This window comes from Saliterribacillus persicus (assembly GCF_003337485.1).
GTDB lineage: Bacteria > Bacillota > Bacilli > Bacillales > Amphibacillaceae > Saliterribacillus > Saliterribacillus persicus.
Window position 1 is genome coordinate 84,574 of the sequence record NZ_QPJJ01000002.1, and the last position, 14,758, is coordinate 99,331.

Annotated in this window: 17 protein-coding genes and 1 pseudogene; 2 read left to right on the forward strand and 16 right to left on the reverse strand. The window is 34.0% G+C overall.

The window, feature by feature from the left end; genetic code table 11:
- Nucleotides 1–29: 29 nt before the first annotated feature.
- From DFR57_RS02540 to DFR57_RS02605, 14 genes and pseudogenes are all read right to left on the reverse strand, one after another.
- The gene (locus DFR57_RS02540) at nt 30–491 is read right to left on the reverse strand and encodes a GNAT family N-acetyltransferase (protein WP_114351585.1); all 462 of its coding nucleotides are present in this window, start codon (nt 489–491) and stop codon (nt 30–32) included.
- Between the two features lie 111 nt (nt 492–602).
- Nucleotides 603–998, reverse strand: a complete 396-nt coding sequence (locus DFR57_RS02545; RefSeq protein ID WP_114351586.1) for a hypothetical protein — start codon at nt 996–998, stop codon at nt 603–605.
- Between the two features lie 235 nt (nt 999–1,233).
- Entirely contained in the window at nt 1,234–1,893 is a 660-nt protein-coding gene (locus DFR57_RS02550; protein ID WP_114351587.1) for an HAD family hydrolase, read from the reverse strand.
- 59 nt (nt 1,894–1,952) lie between these two features.
- Nucleotides 1,953–2,600 carry a uridine kinase family protein gene (locus DFR57_RS02555; RefSeq protein WP_114351588.1) on the reverse strand — a complete coding sequence of 216 codons (648 nt, stop codon included), beginning with the start codon at nt 2,598–2,600 and terminating at the stop codon, nt 1,953–1,955.
- Nucleotides 2,601–2,728: 128 nt separating this feature from the next.
- Nucleotides 2,729–3,160 carry an NUDIX hydrolase gene (locus DFR57_RS02560; RefSeq protein WP_114351589.1) on the reverse strand — a complete coding sequence of 144 codons (432 nt, stop codon included), beginning with the start codon at nt 3,158–3,160 and terminating at the stop codon, nt 2,729–2,731.
- A 133-nt stretch (nt 3,161–3,293) separates the two neighbouring features.
- Nucleotides 3,294–3,857 (reverse strand): nucleotidyltransferase family protein, encoded by a 564-nt coding sequence (locus DFR57_RS02565; RefSeq protein ID WP_170132884.1) that lies wholly within the window; start codon nt 3,855–3,857, stop codon nt 3,294–3,296.
- 95 nt (nt 3,858–3,952) lie between these two features.
- Nucleotides 3,953–4,288 (reverse strand): hypothetical protein, encoded by a 336-nt coding sequence (locus tag DFR57_RS02570; protein ID WP_114351590.1) that lies wholly within the window; start codon nt 4,286–4,288, stop codon nt 3,953–3,955.
- Nucleotides 4,289–4,656: 368 nt separating this feature from the next.
- Complete coding sequence (locus tag DFR57_RS02575; RefSeq protein WP_114351591.1) at nt 4,657–4,836, reverse strand: hypothetical protein; 180 nt, start codon at nt 4,834–4,836, stop codon at nt 4,657–4,659.
- A gap of 108 nt (nt 4,837–4,944) precedes the next feature.
- A pseudogene (locus DFR57_RS02580) lies at nt 4,945–5,481 on the reverse strand (DinB family protein).
- Between the two features lie 147 nt (nt 5,482–5,628).
- The gene (locus DFR57_RS02585) at nt 5,629–6,291 is read right to left on the reverse strand and encodes an HAD family hydrolase (RefSeq protein WP_114351592.1); all 663 of its coding nucleotides are present in this window, start codon (nt 6,289–6,291) and stop codon (nt 5,629–5,631) included.
- Nucleotides 6,292–6,390: 99 nt separating this feature from the next.
- Complete coding sequence (locus tag DFR57_RS02590; protein WP_114351593.1) at nt 6,391–7,203, reverse strand: aminoglycoside adenylyltransferase domain-containing protein; 813 nt, start codon at nt 7,201–7,203, stop codon at nt 6,391–6,393.
- Nucleotides 7,204–7,233: 30 nt separating this feature from the next.
- Complete coding sequence (locus tag DFR57_RS02595; RefSeq protein WP_114351594.1) at nt 7,234–7,470, reverse strand: hypothetical protein; 237 nt, start codon at nt 7,468–7,470, stop codon at nt 7,234–7,236.
- 380 nt (nt 7,471–7,850) lie between these two features.
- Complete coding sequence (locus DFR57_RS02600) at nt 7,851–8,858, reverse strand: ketoacyl-ACP synthase III (protein ID WP_114351595.1); 1,008 nt, start codon at nt 8,856–8,858, stop codon at nt 7,851–7,853.
- Nucleotides 8,859–9,088: 230 nt separating this feature from the next.
- Nucleotides 9,089–10,072 (reverse strand): ABC transporter substrate-binding protein, encoded by a 984-nt coding sequence (locus DFR57_RS02605; protein ID WP_170132885.1) that lies wholly within the window; start codon nt 10,070–10,072, stop codon nt 9,089–9,091.
- 188 nt (nt 10,073–10,260) lie between these two features.
- On the opposite strand from DFR57_RS02605, the gene DFR57_RS02610 reads away from it, so the two are divergent.
- Together DFR57_RS02610 and DFR57_RS02615 are read left to right on the forward strand one after the other, a co-directional pair.
- Nucleotides 10,261–11,286, forward strand: coding sequence for a FecCD family ABC transporter permease (locus DFR57_RS02610; protein WP_114351596.1), 1,026 nt, complete (start codon nt 10,261–10,263; stop codon nt 11,284–11,286).
- Entirely contained in the window at nt 11,283–12,299 is a 1,017-nt protein-coding gene (locus tag DFR57_RS02615) for a FecCD family ABC transporter permease (protein WP_114351597.1), read from the forward strand. The genes DFR57_RS02610 and DFR57_RS02615 overlap by 4 nt, the downstream gene beginning before the upstream one ends.
- A 30-nt stretch (nt 12,300–12,329) precedes the next feature.
- On the opposite strand, the gene treR is transcribed toward DFR57_RS02615, so the two are convergent.
- Nucleotides 12,330–13,043, reverse strand: a complete 714-nt coding sequence (gene treR, locus DFR57_RS02620) for a trehalose operon repressor (RefSeq protein ID WP_114351598.1) — start codon at nt 13,041–13,043, stop codon at nt 12,330–12,332.
- 10 nt (nt 13,044–13,053) lie between these two features.
- Nucleotides 13,054–14,742 (reverse strand): alpha,alpha-phosphotrehalase, encoded by a 1,689-nt coding sequence (gene treC / locus DFR57_RS02625; protein ID WP_114351599.1) that lies wholly within the window; start codon nt 14,740–14,742, stop codon nt 13,054–13,056.
- Nucleotides 14,743–14,758 lie beyond the last annotated feature (16 nt).

Sequence of the window (14,758 nt, forward strand, 5' to 3'; positions counted from 1 at the left end):
AGCTTCTTGCACTCTCGCAACCCTTTCGTTCAAGAAGGGAAATATTCCATAGGTTCTGTGCAATGTACGTAACCGTTTTTCTTATAATAATTAATAGAATCATCACTTGGCCATACAATGACAAATTCATAATTGTTTTGTTCAATCCATTTATTTACTGTTTTAAGTATGTTACTTCCGACACCCATATTTCGGATTTTTGGAACTGTATATACATTGGTCATATAAGCAAATGGATATGTTACTTTACCTGGTCTTGGTACTTTTTGTATTAACTCTATGTATATGTGTGATACAACTTTTCCATTTTCCTCAGCAACCCAAATAAACCATTGATCACTTTCAATTGCATTCTCTAAAAAAGATTGACATTCCTTTTCAAAATCATCAAATGATGACTTCCTCTTACTTTCATCATATTCAATAGTAAATTCCCATCTCATTTCTATTAATTGCTTAATGTCTTTTATTTCTGCAAGCCTAATATTCACGCTTACTTCCTCTCCTTAATCATTTGTTGCTGTTTCTGCTAAACTGCATCGTTGAACATGAAAACCATTCCTTATTCGTGGAAAGCTAACGGTTTGTTGAAGATTATTAATTTAGTCTCTTTCAAATGAACGAATGAATATAATTCCACAAACGACAGTCAGTATTGCTCTCAATTCTGAATAGATAAACGGATTATAAGGAAAATGAGAACCTGTACCAAACCATTTAATCCAATTGGTAGTCGGTATAAATACTAATAGAGTTAGAATAACTGTGGGTATCAAAATACTCCAATTAAATCTAAGCTTCCTTGAAGTTAGAACACCTAACAACTTATCTAACTCCAATAAAACCCCAAATAAAAAGTATAATATACCTATACCAAAAAACAACAGCTCACTTTCCCCACTAACATTTTCTAAATAATTATATTTCGGAATTATCAAAACTAATAATACTAATACACAAAGACCGCCTAAAATTTTAGATATATTAACTTTATCCACCTATATCAATCCCCTTCACTCTCTATGAAATTAACAGCATGCTTAATTAAGAAATCTGATGGGTTGGTTCAATATCTACATTTAATGTTAACATAATGTTCCAATTTGCATTAATTAGATTCCGAGTAAAGATTGACTGACTTTTCGTCTGCCTTCTTATTAAACTCTAACGCTAAGTTAGTAGCACAAAGTGGTATTTGTATTATTAAATACGAGGTATCATTAGTTCCATAATCTATTTCTGTAATATAGGGAATATTGTTTGTAGCTCTTTCAAATCGTTAATTACGATATCGGCTTGAGAAAGTTCATCTTCTTGTGCAAAATCAAAGTTGCATCCAATAGAAACTAACCCATTATCTTTGGCTGCATTTATATCTGAAATTCGGTCTCCAATCACTGCTCCATTAGTGATATCGTATTTTTCTATGATACTCTGGACCAAATCCGATTTATTCAAAGATTTAATTTGTTGGATACTAAATGTTTCCGTAACCCATTTATCCAAATGATAATAATTGACAATCGCTTTTAAATAACCTCTTAAACCATTGCTCGCTATGTATATTGAACAATTACTCTTTTTCAAACAACTAAAAACTTCTTTTACATTAGGATATAAAGAACCTTTTCCACTTCTTATATTTTCAATTAGTTTTTCTAGAAAATAAGCATCTGTTTGCTCTCTTTCTTCTGCCGAATGATTAGGTAACAAAGTTTCCCATACTTTTGGTAGAGGCACTCCCATAATTTCACGGTATTTATTAATAGGAGTCACTGCATCCCACTTTTCTAGTGAACGTAAGTGGTTAAAAGTATCTTCAAGAGATACTTCTAAAATTTTATTCGTTTGAAATAGCGTTCCATCCATATCAAAAATTAATGATTGAGACATTATTTTTTCTCTCCCTATTAAAGTGATGCACCTTTTAATTTAATAGTAAAAATTACAATTTAAATTAAGTCATCTTTTTCTAGAAAATACTCTTCATCGGAATTTTTTAATACAATATTAAAATTTCGATGATAAGGATGCATAAATAATTCATATTGAATTCTACGCTCTTCATGAGATTGTCTTAAAAAATCTATATTTCTTCCTCTTTCAGCAACATCACGATAAGACCTTCTTGTAAATTCAGTTTCGCCATCCGTATATAAGTATACTTTTAAATCTAATAAATTAGGATTAGCAAATGCTACACTCATCCCTTCAATAATATTTACATTGTTTTTAGAAGAGATTAAATTACTCTTTTTATAGTGGGTACCTATTGTATAAATATCTAATCCATCTCTAATCATATGTATGTCTCGTTCTAAAGCTTGTATATTATGTGCCCCTGGGTGACAAGCTGTCATCTTACCCTGGTGATTTTCATTCTTATATTCATAATTAATCATAGAGTAATTTCTAATATTAGATGAGCCGATAATATATGGATCAGTATTAATATAATTAACATCACTATGTCCTAATAATTTTATAAGGTTATTTGCAAACGTTGTCTTTCCAGAAGCACCATGCCCCGAGATACCAATTATGATTTTCCTTTTTTTACTGCTGGCAAATCTAGCTATCTTATTTAATATCTTGTCCATAATTCCCTGCCTTTTTGTTAACTTATTTAATATCTTTCTTAAAGAATTCCCACTGTTACTTTAATAAGCATAGGAACTCTAATCTCATCAACACTCCCATCACTCATTCTATAAAGAATTTCAAAATATTAAAATTTTATATAGAAAGGGTGAGTATTTTCATCCAAACAATATTCAATTCTTTGTCTGAAATTCCCCACAGTTACCATTTCCAAAGCCTGCTCAATAGGATAGAACCCAACTTCCAAACTCTCTGGTGAAGTCGTTAATTTCCCTCCAACTGGTTTAGCTAAGAACAATGAATTACAAATTGATTTTTTCACGTTTTGAAATATTCCACAAAATATTAAATCTGTAATATCAATACCTGACTCCTCTTTAGTTTCTCTTATTGCTGCATCGCTTAAAGACTCACCTTCTTCAACTTGCCCACCTGGCATTTCCCAGCCTCTTTTGGGTCCCCTGATTAATAGAATTTCCTTATCCTCATTGAGAACAATAGTGGCAGCCGAAACTATGTGTTTTGGTGGTGTGTAAATTTGTGATTCACTTCTCCCCATAAAATTCCTCCTCTTTTTAATGACTAATTTTCAGTTCTTTTTTAACAATCCTGCCCGGTATTACAATAAGTAGGTGCGAAAGGGCAAGCACCTAGCTTCTTGCTCTATCTCACCCTCAGTTAAAGATCAAGGTTTATATTTGATGAATGATTAACTTATTCCAAGTAGCCTTCCAATCTTTTTTAATAATACGCTGATTGTAAATTAATGATAGGTCTGTGTTTTCAAGAAAATATGGAGTCGGTTTTACTATCAAGCTGACAACATCACTAATTCCACAAGGAGCTGTTAATATAACTTGATTCCAGTCATCTAACTTTACTCCCAATGCGGTTGCTGTTTCTGGAAACTTTGAAATGGCGTCAACAGAAGAAGAGTATGGTTCAACATTATTTCTAAGGTGCATTCTGGCTTCATTCTTTATCGACCAAGGAATATTTGGTAAAAGAGATTTGAGTTTACCTTCTGACTTCTTTTCTTCTAATTCACTAAGTGTTGTCGGATCAAAATAGATTACATCAATATCAGGTATCGGTGTTCTTACACTAAAACCATGTAAAATATCCCAAACTTTTGATCTAACAAAGCCCGCACAGATCCACCAATCTGATAAATTTAATGACTTAGCAGCTTTTAATATTTCCATCATCCAATCATCTTCATCTATAAGAGTCGTGATTTCATCCTCATTAAACATAATAATATACCCCTTCATGAACTAAGAAATTATAAAATTTTTATCTTCTAGGTGGAAGTCTTCATCAAGAGGGTGTACCCGTTAAATTGCGAAATCTAACCAACCTCTTCTACTTCGAATTTTAACCGATTTACATCCCAAACATCTTCATCATAGTTACTGAAAACATTTACCTTAACTTTTTGCCCTACATTATACTCTTCTGGATTTGAAACCCGAATTGTATGTATCATTGACTCCGTTTTATTACCAACTGCCTCTTTTGAAGTTGCTGATTTAATCAAAGTCATCGATCCTTCTACTTCAACATTTCCAGAGTTTTCGTTGATTTCTATGATAATTCCTTCTATCAAATACTCTTCATCCGTTTGTGAACAACTTATCAGAACAGGCATTAAGGCTACAATAAAGAGTGCCTTGCTTTTTAACATTTTAGCATTCACCTTTCCTATTCATTTTTTAACTCTTCTTAACTTCAACAAGAAAAGGCGAATACCCTTTTTCAGTATTCGTACCTGTTTACTTTAAAAAGAGACTAATACGAAAAGCCTTAATAAAGCATATAAAGAAAATCCCGTACCGATAAATATGATAATAAATCTTATGATAAATCTAATGATCCGATTCATTTTAGAACGAATGAAGAAATCAATAAAACCAACCGCTAAAAACAAAATCCCTATACTAAAACTGATTAAGATTTCCAACAAACTCACTTCCCACCGTCAAATCTTATTCACGAACAATGTTCTTCATTGAATAGGCTGCTTCGTTAGGATGAAATTCCATTTAAATTTTATCAATAAAAGGTGATTACTTCCTTAGTTTCCTCAATTTGCTGCTGTCCACCTCTATGTTCTTTTTCGTGCTCATTTTCAGTTACCATATTGAGGATTATAGTGATTAAAATTTGCAAAACAAGAAATGCCAAAATTGCTATAAAAACAGCACTTATTAAATTGGATAAAAATTTTTTCATACCTAATACCACTTCTATACATAGGCAAAAATGAAGCTAAATTTTTAAAATTCATCTTAGATTTTTGGTGAATTAAATTGAAAAAACACAAAGCCTATTTTGTAGTATTTACACCTTCGTTTGAAAGGTTTTTTCTTTATACCACTTTCTAAGCTGATTAATATGAGCTTGATGGTAGCGGCTATGATCAGCCATATGCCATATTCCCCATCGAATCGTAGCTTGCTTTTCGTTTTCATGGCCAAAAGTGACAACTTTATCTAGTGCGGCATCTGCTAATTGTTTACATATATCTTCAAATTTATTTAATACTCCTTCATATTCAGATATAAGGGTATTTAAAGACTTCCCTTTGATTATTGGAAGTCTATTATTTGTATCTATCATGGGTCCATATTGATCTTTTAGAGAATCAGGAATTGGCTGTTTTTTTATTCTATAAACCCAATTAAGGTCAACATACATGATATGTCTAATTAACTGGGCGGTACTATTAAAGTTGTTAGTTGGTCCTTTATAATCTAATTCTTCTTATGACATCCCCGCAGTAATAAACCTTAATCGTTGGCTATTTTCAATCACAGCAGAATAAAATATTCCTACCATTGGTGACATATCTGCTTCACCTTTTAAATCTTTAAACATATCTGATTTTCCTCTCTAGCTTTATTTATATAATCAATCCTTTACGCAGTACAGAAAACTGGAGAATTGAAGTGAAACCATGTAATCACTATCAAAAATGTATATTTATTTTTGATAGTCCATTTAAAAAATCGTGAATTAAAACAACTACTTATTATGTAAAAAACTTAATAATCTATCAAAAGTATTGATCTCGGCATATGGTTTTATTTCGGTATCATTCTTTACCCTATGAGGATTAAACCATATTCCCTTTATATTTGCATTTTGACAACCACCAATATCCTTTTCTATGTCATCTCCAACGAATAAAGTGTCTTCTGGTAACACATTAATCTTAGTTAAGGCTAATTCGAATATGCGTTTATTAGGTTTACTACATCCTACTTCCTCAGAAATAATGATATTATCAAACAAACTATTTAAATTAGTGTTTATAATTTTAGCCTTTTGTCTCTGAGTTGAACCGTTTGTAATAATTGCAACTTTAACATGCCTCTTTATACCATTTACGATTTTTATAGTATTTGGGTCTGCTGAAAAACAATGGGGGAAATTAACGTTCCAAAAACCCTGAAGGTCACTGCGTGGCAGTCTATATACTGGTGGAAATTCATCAAAAAACGACTCCAAAACTTTTGCTTTATCACCATTTCCATAGCTTCTATTGTCATATTCTTTGAATTTTTGTAGCATTTCACTTTTCTTTGAATCTTTAACATCGCTATAACACTTTTCTAAAATAATGAAAAACATTTTATCTACTGCATTACCCCTATTAAGTAAGGTATCATCTAAATCAAATAGCATTGCTTTTGAACCTCTCAAAGAATTTCACAGCCTTTCTCGAATTATGTAAACAATCGCTAGTTTACATTTTCAAATTCAAAATTTATCGAAGACTCCCTGTTAAAGTAAACGCTTCTCGTTTAATAACTTCTGAATATTTTCCAAAATATAATTCCTTATCAACAGAAGTTCATCCTTCTCAAAGTCATAAGCATCTTTGCAATTAGAATAACAATTGACCACTTTTTCAATAGTAATGCTCAACTCTTTGGGGAATGTTAATACACCCCAGTTACCAGCTTCTAGCTTTGAAGAAATCACTCTTTCTTTTAGGTACCAAAACACTCTGATCATATTTAATGTACAGTATATTGGGTCATCTTCAATATTTTCTAAACAATCCTTAAAATCACCCATTATTGAGGATGTATAATCCGACTGTGGAACTAGTGGGAAAACCTCACTAATTGGTGTACCTACTACACATATTCCTCTATTATTAATTATAGTAATATGAGCTGCTAAATCTGTATCAGTGTTAATATCTCCATTAAGAAATTTGTATGTTCCCTTTAATAGATCATTTTCATACCTTTCTCTCCAGAATTCACTGAAATGAAAATCAAATGGACAAGGATGTTTCCAGTCTTTTAATTGTTCCTTATATAGAAAACTAATTTCAACTGGATATGGGGAATTAGAACACATTAAAAGAAACTTTGCTAATTTCCTTTTAGTTTGAATTGTAATAGGCTTGTTTGTGATTACCAATAAATCAATATCGCTACTTTTTGGGTTAAATCCTCCCATCGCCAAAGAACCGTGAATATAAAAACCAACCAAATCTTCTTCTATTATTCTTGTAATCTCCTTTTGAAGTTGAGTAATAATAACTTTTATATTAGAGGAATACGTATTCCGATTGTTACTCATTTAAGATCCCCCTTTTGAAGAAACACACCGTTAATTAGTCTGTGTACGACGATATTCTACAGTCATTGCAATTCCTACGATTAATTCAAGAACCGCTAATCCTAAGACATATAATCCAATTGATGGAAGTGACAAAATCCCTAAAACAAGATGACAGACCGCAGCAATATACATGCCTATCTGTTTTTTAAAATACATGTTAAAAATTGCATAAACTAATACAGCTACAATAAGTCCCAATGCAATCCAAGAAACCCAAGATAACATCAAACCTCCTCCTTATCTCGTATATTAGTTTAATGTTAAAATGTGGACTCTTCCATTAACCTGTGACTTTAATCTAAGTATATTTCTTTTCAATTTTCACTATAATTTTAACATAAATATCCATATGGTCTTTTAACAGTTATTTATTTTTTTACTGATGAATATTAATTAAAAACGAAATGAAGGTATAAAAATGACTACTAACCTGATTTTAAATTTAGTAGTCATTTAAAGCCGTATTTTATATGTTAGCGATAGATATAAGAACCCGTTATTGAAATTTAGCTTCTTATCTTTTTCTATTCAACTAAAACTACCTTTAGCTAAATAAGAAATAAAGCTTAATTCATTATTCTCGTAGAATATTCTTGTTTAAAAAATCATAGAAATCTTGATTCATTCTTCACTTCATCAAAATTCACTTCTAATAGTTGCCCAGCGTGAACCAAACCAGAACCAAAACCGTACATTAGAACTCTGTCCCCATTTTTCACTTTCCCTTCACGAATACCAAGATCAAGCGCTAAAGGGATTGTAGCGGCAGAGGTATTTCCAAAGTTTACTAAACTGTATAATGTTTTCCCCATTGGATAATCCAATTTTTCACATATTGGCTCTATTAATCGTAGGTTTGCACTGTGAGGAATAAACCAATCCACGTCATTTAAACTCGTTTTAGTTTTTTTAAACATTTTTCTAATATTATCAGGAACATTCCTTACAACCCAACGAAAAACTTCTCTACCGTTTTGGACAAGGTATTGTGTATCTAATAGTTCTGTATCATTTACCTTTTTTGATAGCCCGATGCGATATACATGTTGCGCTCCACTTCCATCACTTCCTAAATGGAAACCAATAAAAGATTTGGAACTTTCGTCTTTCTCAACTAATACTGCACCTGCTCCATCTCCAAATATGATGCATGTACTTCTATCCGTATAATCTGTGATTTTTGAAAGTGCATCTGCCCCAATCACCAAAACCTTTTTATGAAGCCCAGCTGCAATATAACTGTGTGCTGTGTGTAGTGCGTAAACAAACCCAGCACAAGCTGCACTTAAATCGATGGCGCCTGCTTCTTTTATACCTAAATTCTCCTGTATGATACTTGCGACAGATGGGAATGGGAAATCTGGTGTGCTAGTTGCCACAATAATCATATCTACGTCATCAAGATTTTTATTGTATCTTTGCATTAGATCTTTTACAGCTGAAATGCACAAATCACTTGTAAACTCATCAGGACGAGCTATTCTACGTTCTTTAATTCCTGTTCTTTGAATAATCCAGTCGTTATTTGTATCCACCATTTTCTCAAGGTCAAAGTTTGTTAACTTTTTTTCTGGAACATATGTCCCAATAGCCGTTATTCTTGTTCCAATCATTCATTCCACCCCTTTTTATGGTTGGTGTTATTATCTGGTACTAATTATATCTAAAACGGGAGGTATAAATCAATATATTTCCATTTAATAAACTGAAAAGAACTGTAGATTAATTATAGCTACTTAATAAAAGTATATTGCTTCAATCAAAAAAATGACCACTAAACTGCTATGCAATTTAGTGGTCATTTTTTTATATAAGCACTAGAGAAACCTGTTATTATCTATTTCTATTCCACTAATGACTCGAGTACTTCATCAATCGTTTTTTCAAATGCAATGACACCTTTATTTGTCCAGTTACTTGCATCTGTATAACGATATACTTGATCATTTTCTACCGCATTAATTCCTTGCCATACAGAGCTGTTATTTAAGGTTTCTAGCCCTTCAGATCCATCTTCTCCTAGTAAGAAAACATGATCTGCATCTAATTCTGATAATTTTTCAAGAGAGATCGGATCCCATGTTTCACCCGCTTCTCCTAATTCTTCTGTAAGAGCTGAAGGTGCTAAGCCTAGACCTTCATAAACAACTCTGGCAGCATGGCGATCTTCTTCAAGCATAAAGTATTGATCACCTGTCACCCAGATAATTGCAACTGTCTCGTCTCCTACCGCTTCAGAAACTTCTTCTTTAGCTGCTTCTACCTTTTCGTCATAAGCTGCAAGTCTTTCTTCAGCTACTGCTTTTTTTCCTAACATTTCACCAATTAATGTTAATTGGGTGCGGAAATCCGCATGATCTTCAGGTTTAAAAACATAGGTTGGTGCAATATTTTCATAATCAGAAAGCTGACCTTCCATTGAATCAAGTGTACTTGCAATGATTAAATCTGGATTATAACTTAATACCTGTTCTACAGGTAAATTCCATTCGATTTTCTCGACACCTTCTAAATCATCTTGTAGATAATCCTGCACACTTTCACCAATTGCCCATTGCGCTGCTGGTGTTACATCTAATGCCACTAAAGCATCTTCCATAAATGGTGCAATAATATTCTCAGGGTTAGCCGGGATTTCTACCTCTCCGTTTGCATCTTCCATAGTTACTGGCTCGCTGCTTTCAGCTTCCCCTTCTTCAACATTTTCTTCTTCATTTGTTTCTTCATTACTAGTATTCTCTTCGTTATTTTCTTCGTTTCCACATGCAACAAGAAATAATAATGCAAATAAGGCTAGAAGAAAAATCGATTGTTTAATTGTACGCATTTGATTGCCTCCTTGGTGTTCTCTCTAATGATGATGATATTCATTTTCAATTATGATGTCAAGCATTCTGAAAATATTGATGTATTAAGATTAAACCGATATACTTTCCTATATACTTATAGCGAAATTAAAACACACTATTTTTAAATAGATGAAAAATTCTTTTTTGCTACGAAAGGAACTTTTTAATGGAACGTACGGATAATACGATTCAGACTAAGCATAAAAGAAGCTCGGCACTGCTTTTTGGCGGACTTTTTTTATTGGTTTTTTCGATTGGTGTATCAATTGCTTATGGTGCAACAGATATAGATCTTTTAACGGTATGGCAAAGCTTATTTAATTTTGATTCAGCTAATACCTCCCATCAAGTGATCCAAGAAATTCGGTTACCAAGAGGACTTGGTTCCGCACTTGTTGGGGCTTTTTTAGCTATGTCAGGCGCTATTATGCAGGGCATGACTAGAAATCCGCTAGCCTCGCCTTCGATTATGGGTGTAACAGATGGTGCAGCATTTGGCATAGTTATGGTACTTGCATTCTTACCAATGGCTACAACTTTAACGCAAACACTAGCGGCTTTTGTTGGAGCTGGGCTTACCGTTATCATTGTATTTGCTATTGGCTCCGCTTCAAAAACAGGCTTAACACCAGTTAAATTAGCACTTGCCGGTGTTGCCATTGGAACACTGGTTCAATCACTCTCTTCTATTTTCGCACTACATTTTCAGCTTGAAAAGCAATTAAGCTTTTGGATTGCAGGTGGACTTGCTAATACGACATGGAATGCTGTTTATATCTTGTTTATAGCTGGAATTATTGGCGTTGTTTTAGCTTTAACGATTTCAAAATCACTTACAATCTTAAGTCTTGGTGAAGACATTGCTACCGGGCTTGGGCAAAATAACACCCTTATTAAAATAGTCGCGATTATTGCGGTATTTATGCTCACTGGCGCAGCAGTAACGACAGCCGGTGCAGTTGGGTTTCTTGGACTTATTATTCCACATATTACTCGATTTTTAATCGGAAATGATTATAGATGGATCATTCCAATATCTGGTGTGTTAGGCGGTATCTTACTTGTGAATGCTGATATCGTAGCAAGAATGATTAATGCACCATTTGAAACACCAGTCGGAGCAATCACCTCCATTATAGGCGTGCCCTTCTTCTTATATCTAGCTAGAGGAAAGGGGGTAGCTAAAGCATGACAGCTAAAGCAAAGCTAAGAAAAAAATTTATTTTATCATCTATCATACTTCTTATAGCGATCGTCTGTAGTAGTCTTTTAAGCTTAAACCTTGGCATTATAACTATTTCGCCGTTAGAAGTCTGGCAAACGATACTTGGAAATGGCACAGAGCAACAGGAGCTTGTATTATTCCAATTCAGGTTACCTAGGATTACACTTGCCATATTAATCGGAATTGGCTTAGCTGTTTCAGGTGCGGTCTTGCAAAGTATCACACAAAATGACCTAGCTGAGCCTGGAATATTGGGAATTAACGCTGGTGCTGGTCTTGCCATTGTATTATTTATCTTCTTTTTTCAAAATACGATGTCTATGTCAGAAGGGCTTTCTATCTTTATTATGCCCCTATTTGCATTACTAGGAGCCTTTACCGCCGCAATATTGATTTACATCCTATCCTGGAAACGCGGGGTTAGTCCAATTCGACTGATACTAGTGGGTATTGGGGTAAATGCTGGATTTAATGCTATTTTGATAATTTTTCAATTAAAGATGGACCCCCAGGACTTTCGTCAAGTCACCGTGTGGCTAACAGGTGATATTTGGAATGCCAATTGGAGCTTTGTCTATGCATTAGCTCCATGGATTATTATTTTAGTGCCACTTGTTCTATTAAAAGCAAGTACATTAAACCTTATGCACTTGAGTGATGAAGTTGCCTCTGGATTAGGGTCAAATGTGGAAGTGGAACGCCGAATATTACTCATTTTTGCCGTCGCATTAGCTGGTGCTTCGGTTGCTGCTGGTGGAGGAATTGCCTTTTTAGGTTTAGTTGCGCCACATATTGCGAGAAGAATGATTGGACCGCTTCATCAATATATGATCCCTTTGACCACACTTATTGGCGCCTTCATATTAATCACAGCAGATATGATTGCGAACAATTTACTTTCACCAACAGCGTTACCGGTTGGTGTGATTATAGCCATTTTAAGTACACCTTATTTTATTTATTTGTTAATGAAAGCATGAAAAAAACGTGGAGAGATGACCTCTCCACGTTTAGTGCTGTCTTCTAGCAAAATCTACAAATCGGAATTTATCTGGTCGATGTCTAGATTCTGTATACTGAAATAAGCTGGCATCATCTAGATAGACATAATTTTTTATCACGACAATATTATGAAATCCCTCTAAATCTAATAATGCACGATCCTCTTCGGTCGGCTCCTCGACAACTATTTCTTTCTTGGCAAAACTAATAGCTAGCTTAAGCTCATTTTCTAAATAAGCATAGATAGAATCTTCCGCATGTTCACGTGTAATGGTTGGCACATATTTTTCTAGTAAATAGTCTTTATCTAAAATAATTTTAGAGCCTGAAAAAGAGCGGGTACGAATGATTTCCCAAACATTGTCGCTAGATTTCAACTGTAATTGTTGCTCTAGCTCTTTACTTGAAGTAATGAGCTCGCACGTATGAACCTCTGTTTCTGGACTTTCAGCCATACTACTAGCTAGTTCCTTAAAGCTAACTAGACCTGAAACAGGGAAATCAAATTTATTCCGATCAATAACCATCGAGCCTTTACCACGTATTTTTTGAATATAACCATTTTGCGCAAGTAGATTCAATGCTTTTCGAATTGTCTCCCTAGAGGTATCATATTGCTCTTTTAATTCATGCTCAGATGCTAAAAGTGAGTTTGGTTTATAAATACCTGCTTCCATTTTTTCTACGATCTCATTATAGATCGTTAAATATTTAGTACGCATGTCAAAATCCTCATTTATCTTTTTTTATATATAATATTCGTGACTCATAGGGACGCAAAGTCATATCGTGAGTATCCCTCGTTGCATCTGGGTAGTTAGATAACAGCATTTCACCCTGTTTCTCTGTTATACCACTATCTGTTGGCAACGTAAAGTCTACTTGTTGTGCATAGAAATTATTGACGACCAATAGTTGCTCCCGGTCATTTTCACGAATATAGGCAAAGATATTTGGATCATCAAAAGACAGCATCTTAAAATCTCCATCTGTAATCACCTGATATTTTTTTCGCAAGCTAATTAAAGCCTGATAATGATAAAAAATAGAAGATTTATCCTTTAAAGCTTGTCTTGCATTAATTGTTTTGTAATTAGGTGCTTCCTCAATCCAAGGTGTTCCGTCTGAAAATCCAGCATGCTTGGAATCATTCCATTGCACAGGCGTTCTGGAATTGTCACGGGATTTTTGTTTTAAAATTTCTAGTATTTCCGCTTCATCCATTCCTTCTTCCTTTTTCATTTTGTACATATTTAAAGATTCTACATCTCGATATTTTTCAATCGAATCAAAGCCAGGATTAGTCATACCAAACTCTTCTCCCTGATAAATATACGGGGTCCCTTGCATCATATGAATCGTTGTCGCTAGCATTTTTGCCGATTCCCTGTGATATTCTTGATCATCTCCAAAGCGTGAGACAATACGAGGTTGGTCATGATTGCACCAAAATAGTGCATTCCAGCCTCCACCCCGGTGCATTTCGACCTGCCATTTTGATAAAATTTGCTTTAATTGCTGGAAATCAAAATCAGCCTTTGTCCATTTTTCACCATTTGGATAATCAACTTTTAAATGATGGAAATTAAAGGTCATATCGAGCTCTTCTCCATTTGGATTTGTATATTTAATACAGTCCTCAATTGTTGTAGAGGACATTTCCCCTACGGTTAACGTTTGATGGCCTTTAAATACCACTTCATTCATCTCATGCATAAAATCATGCACTCTGGGGCCATCTGTATAAAATTTCCGACCATCCCCTTGTGCGACGGAGCCATCATCATCTGGAAAACGTTGATCTTTAGAAATAAGATTAATAACATCTAAGCGAAAACCGTCTACACCTTTATCCAGCCAGAATTTCATCATATCGTAAACCGCTGTTCTTACATGTTCATTTTCCCAATTTAAGTCAGCCTGGGTGACATCAAATAAATGCAAATAGTATTGCTTTGTTTTTTCATCAAACTCCCACGCATTGCCACCAAATTTTGATTGCCAATTCGTTGGAGGACCATTATTTTTTCCATCCTTCCAAATATAATAATCTCGATAAGCATTATCCATGGATTTGCGGGATTCTTGAAACCATTTATGGTCAGTTGACGTGTGATTTATCACAATATCCATGATTATTTTTAAGTCACGTTGATGCGCTTCTTCTAATAGTTGTTCAAAATCTTCCATTGTTCCATATTCCGGGTGGATGGAAAAGTAATCTGAAATGTCATACCCATTATCTTTTTGTGGTGAAGCGTAAATAGGAGTTAACCACAGCACATCAACACCTAATTCTTTTAAATAATCTAACCTTTCAATGATTCCTTGAATATCGCCTACACCATTTCCTGTCGTATCGCGAAAGCTTTTTGGATAAATTTGATACACAACTGATTTTTTCCACCAAGCTTCTTGCATATGTTTGACCTCCTTC

Coding starts and splice junctions, on each gene's coding strand:
- DFR57_RS02595 (WP_114351594.1), bottom strand. CDS start 7,470: ATGTTATCTTGGGTTTCTTGGATTGCATTGGGACTTATTGTAGCTGTA.
- DFR57_RS02600 (WP_114351595.1), bottom strand. CDS start 8,858: ATGATTGGAACAAGAATAACGGCTATTGGGACATATGTTCCAGAAAAA.
- treC (WP_114351599.1), bottom strand. CDS start 14,742: ATGCAAGAAGCTTGGTGGAAAAAATCAGTTGTGTATCAAATTTATCCA.
- DFR57_RS02605 (WP_170132885.1), bottom strand. CDS start 10,072: ATGCGTACAATTAAACAATCGATTTTTCTTCTAGCCTTATTTGCATTA.
- DFR57_RS02585 (WP_114351592.1), bottom strand. CDS start 6,291: ATGCTATTTGATTTAGATGATACCTTACTTAATAGGGGTAATGCAGTA.
- DFR57_RS02560 (WP_114351589.1), bottom strand. CDS start 3,160: ATGGGGAGAAGTGAATCACAAATTTACACACCACCAAAACACATAGTT.
- treR (WP_114351598.1), bottom strand. CDS start 13,043: ATGCGTACTAAATATTTAACGATCTATAATGAGATCGTAGAAAAAATG.
- DFR57_RS02570 (WP_114351590.1), bottom strand. CDS start 4,288: ATGTTAAAAAGCAAGGCACTCTTTATTGTAGCCTTAATGCCTGTTCTG.
- DFR57_RS02615 (WP_114351597.1), top strand. CDS start 11,283: ATGACAGCTAAAGCAAAGCTAAGAAAAAAATTTATTTTATCATCTATC.
- DFR57_RS02590 (WP_114351593.1), bottom strand. CDS start 7,203: ATGAGTAACAATCGGAATACGTATTCCTCTAATATAAAAGTTATTATT.
- DFR57_RS02550 (WP_114351587.1), bottom strand. CDS start 1,893: ATGTCTCAATCATTAATTTTTGATATGGATGGAACGCTATTTCAAACG.
- DFR57_RS02565 (WP_170132884.1), bottom strand. CDS start 3,857: ATGTTTAATGAGGATGAAATCACGACTCTTATAGATGAAGATGATTGG.
- DFR57_RS02575 (WP_114351591.1), bottom strand. CDS start 4,836: ATGAAAAAATTTTTATCCAATTTAATAAGTGCTGTTTTTATAGCAATT.
- DFR57_RS02555 (WP_114351588.1), bottom strand. CDS start 2,600: ATGGACAAGATATTAAATAAGATAGCTAGATTTGCCAGCAGTAAAAAA.
- DFR57_RS02610 (WP_114351596.1), top strand. CDS start 10,261: ATGGAACGTACGGATAATACGATTCAGACTAAGCATAAAAGAAGCTCG.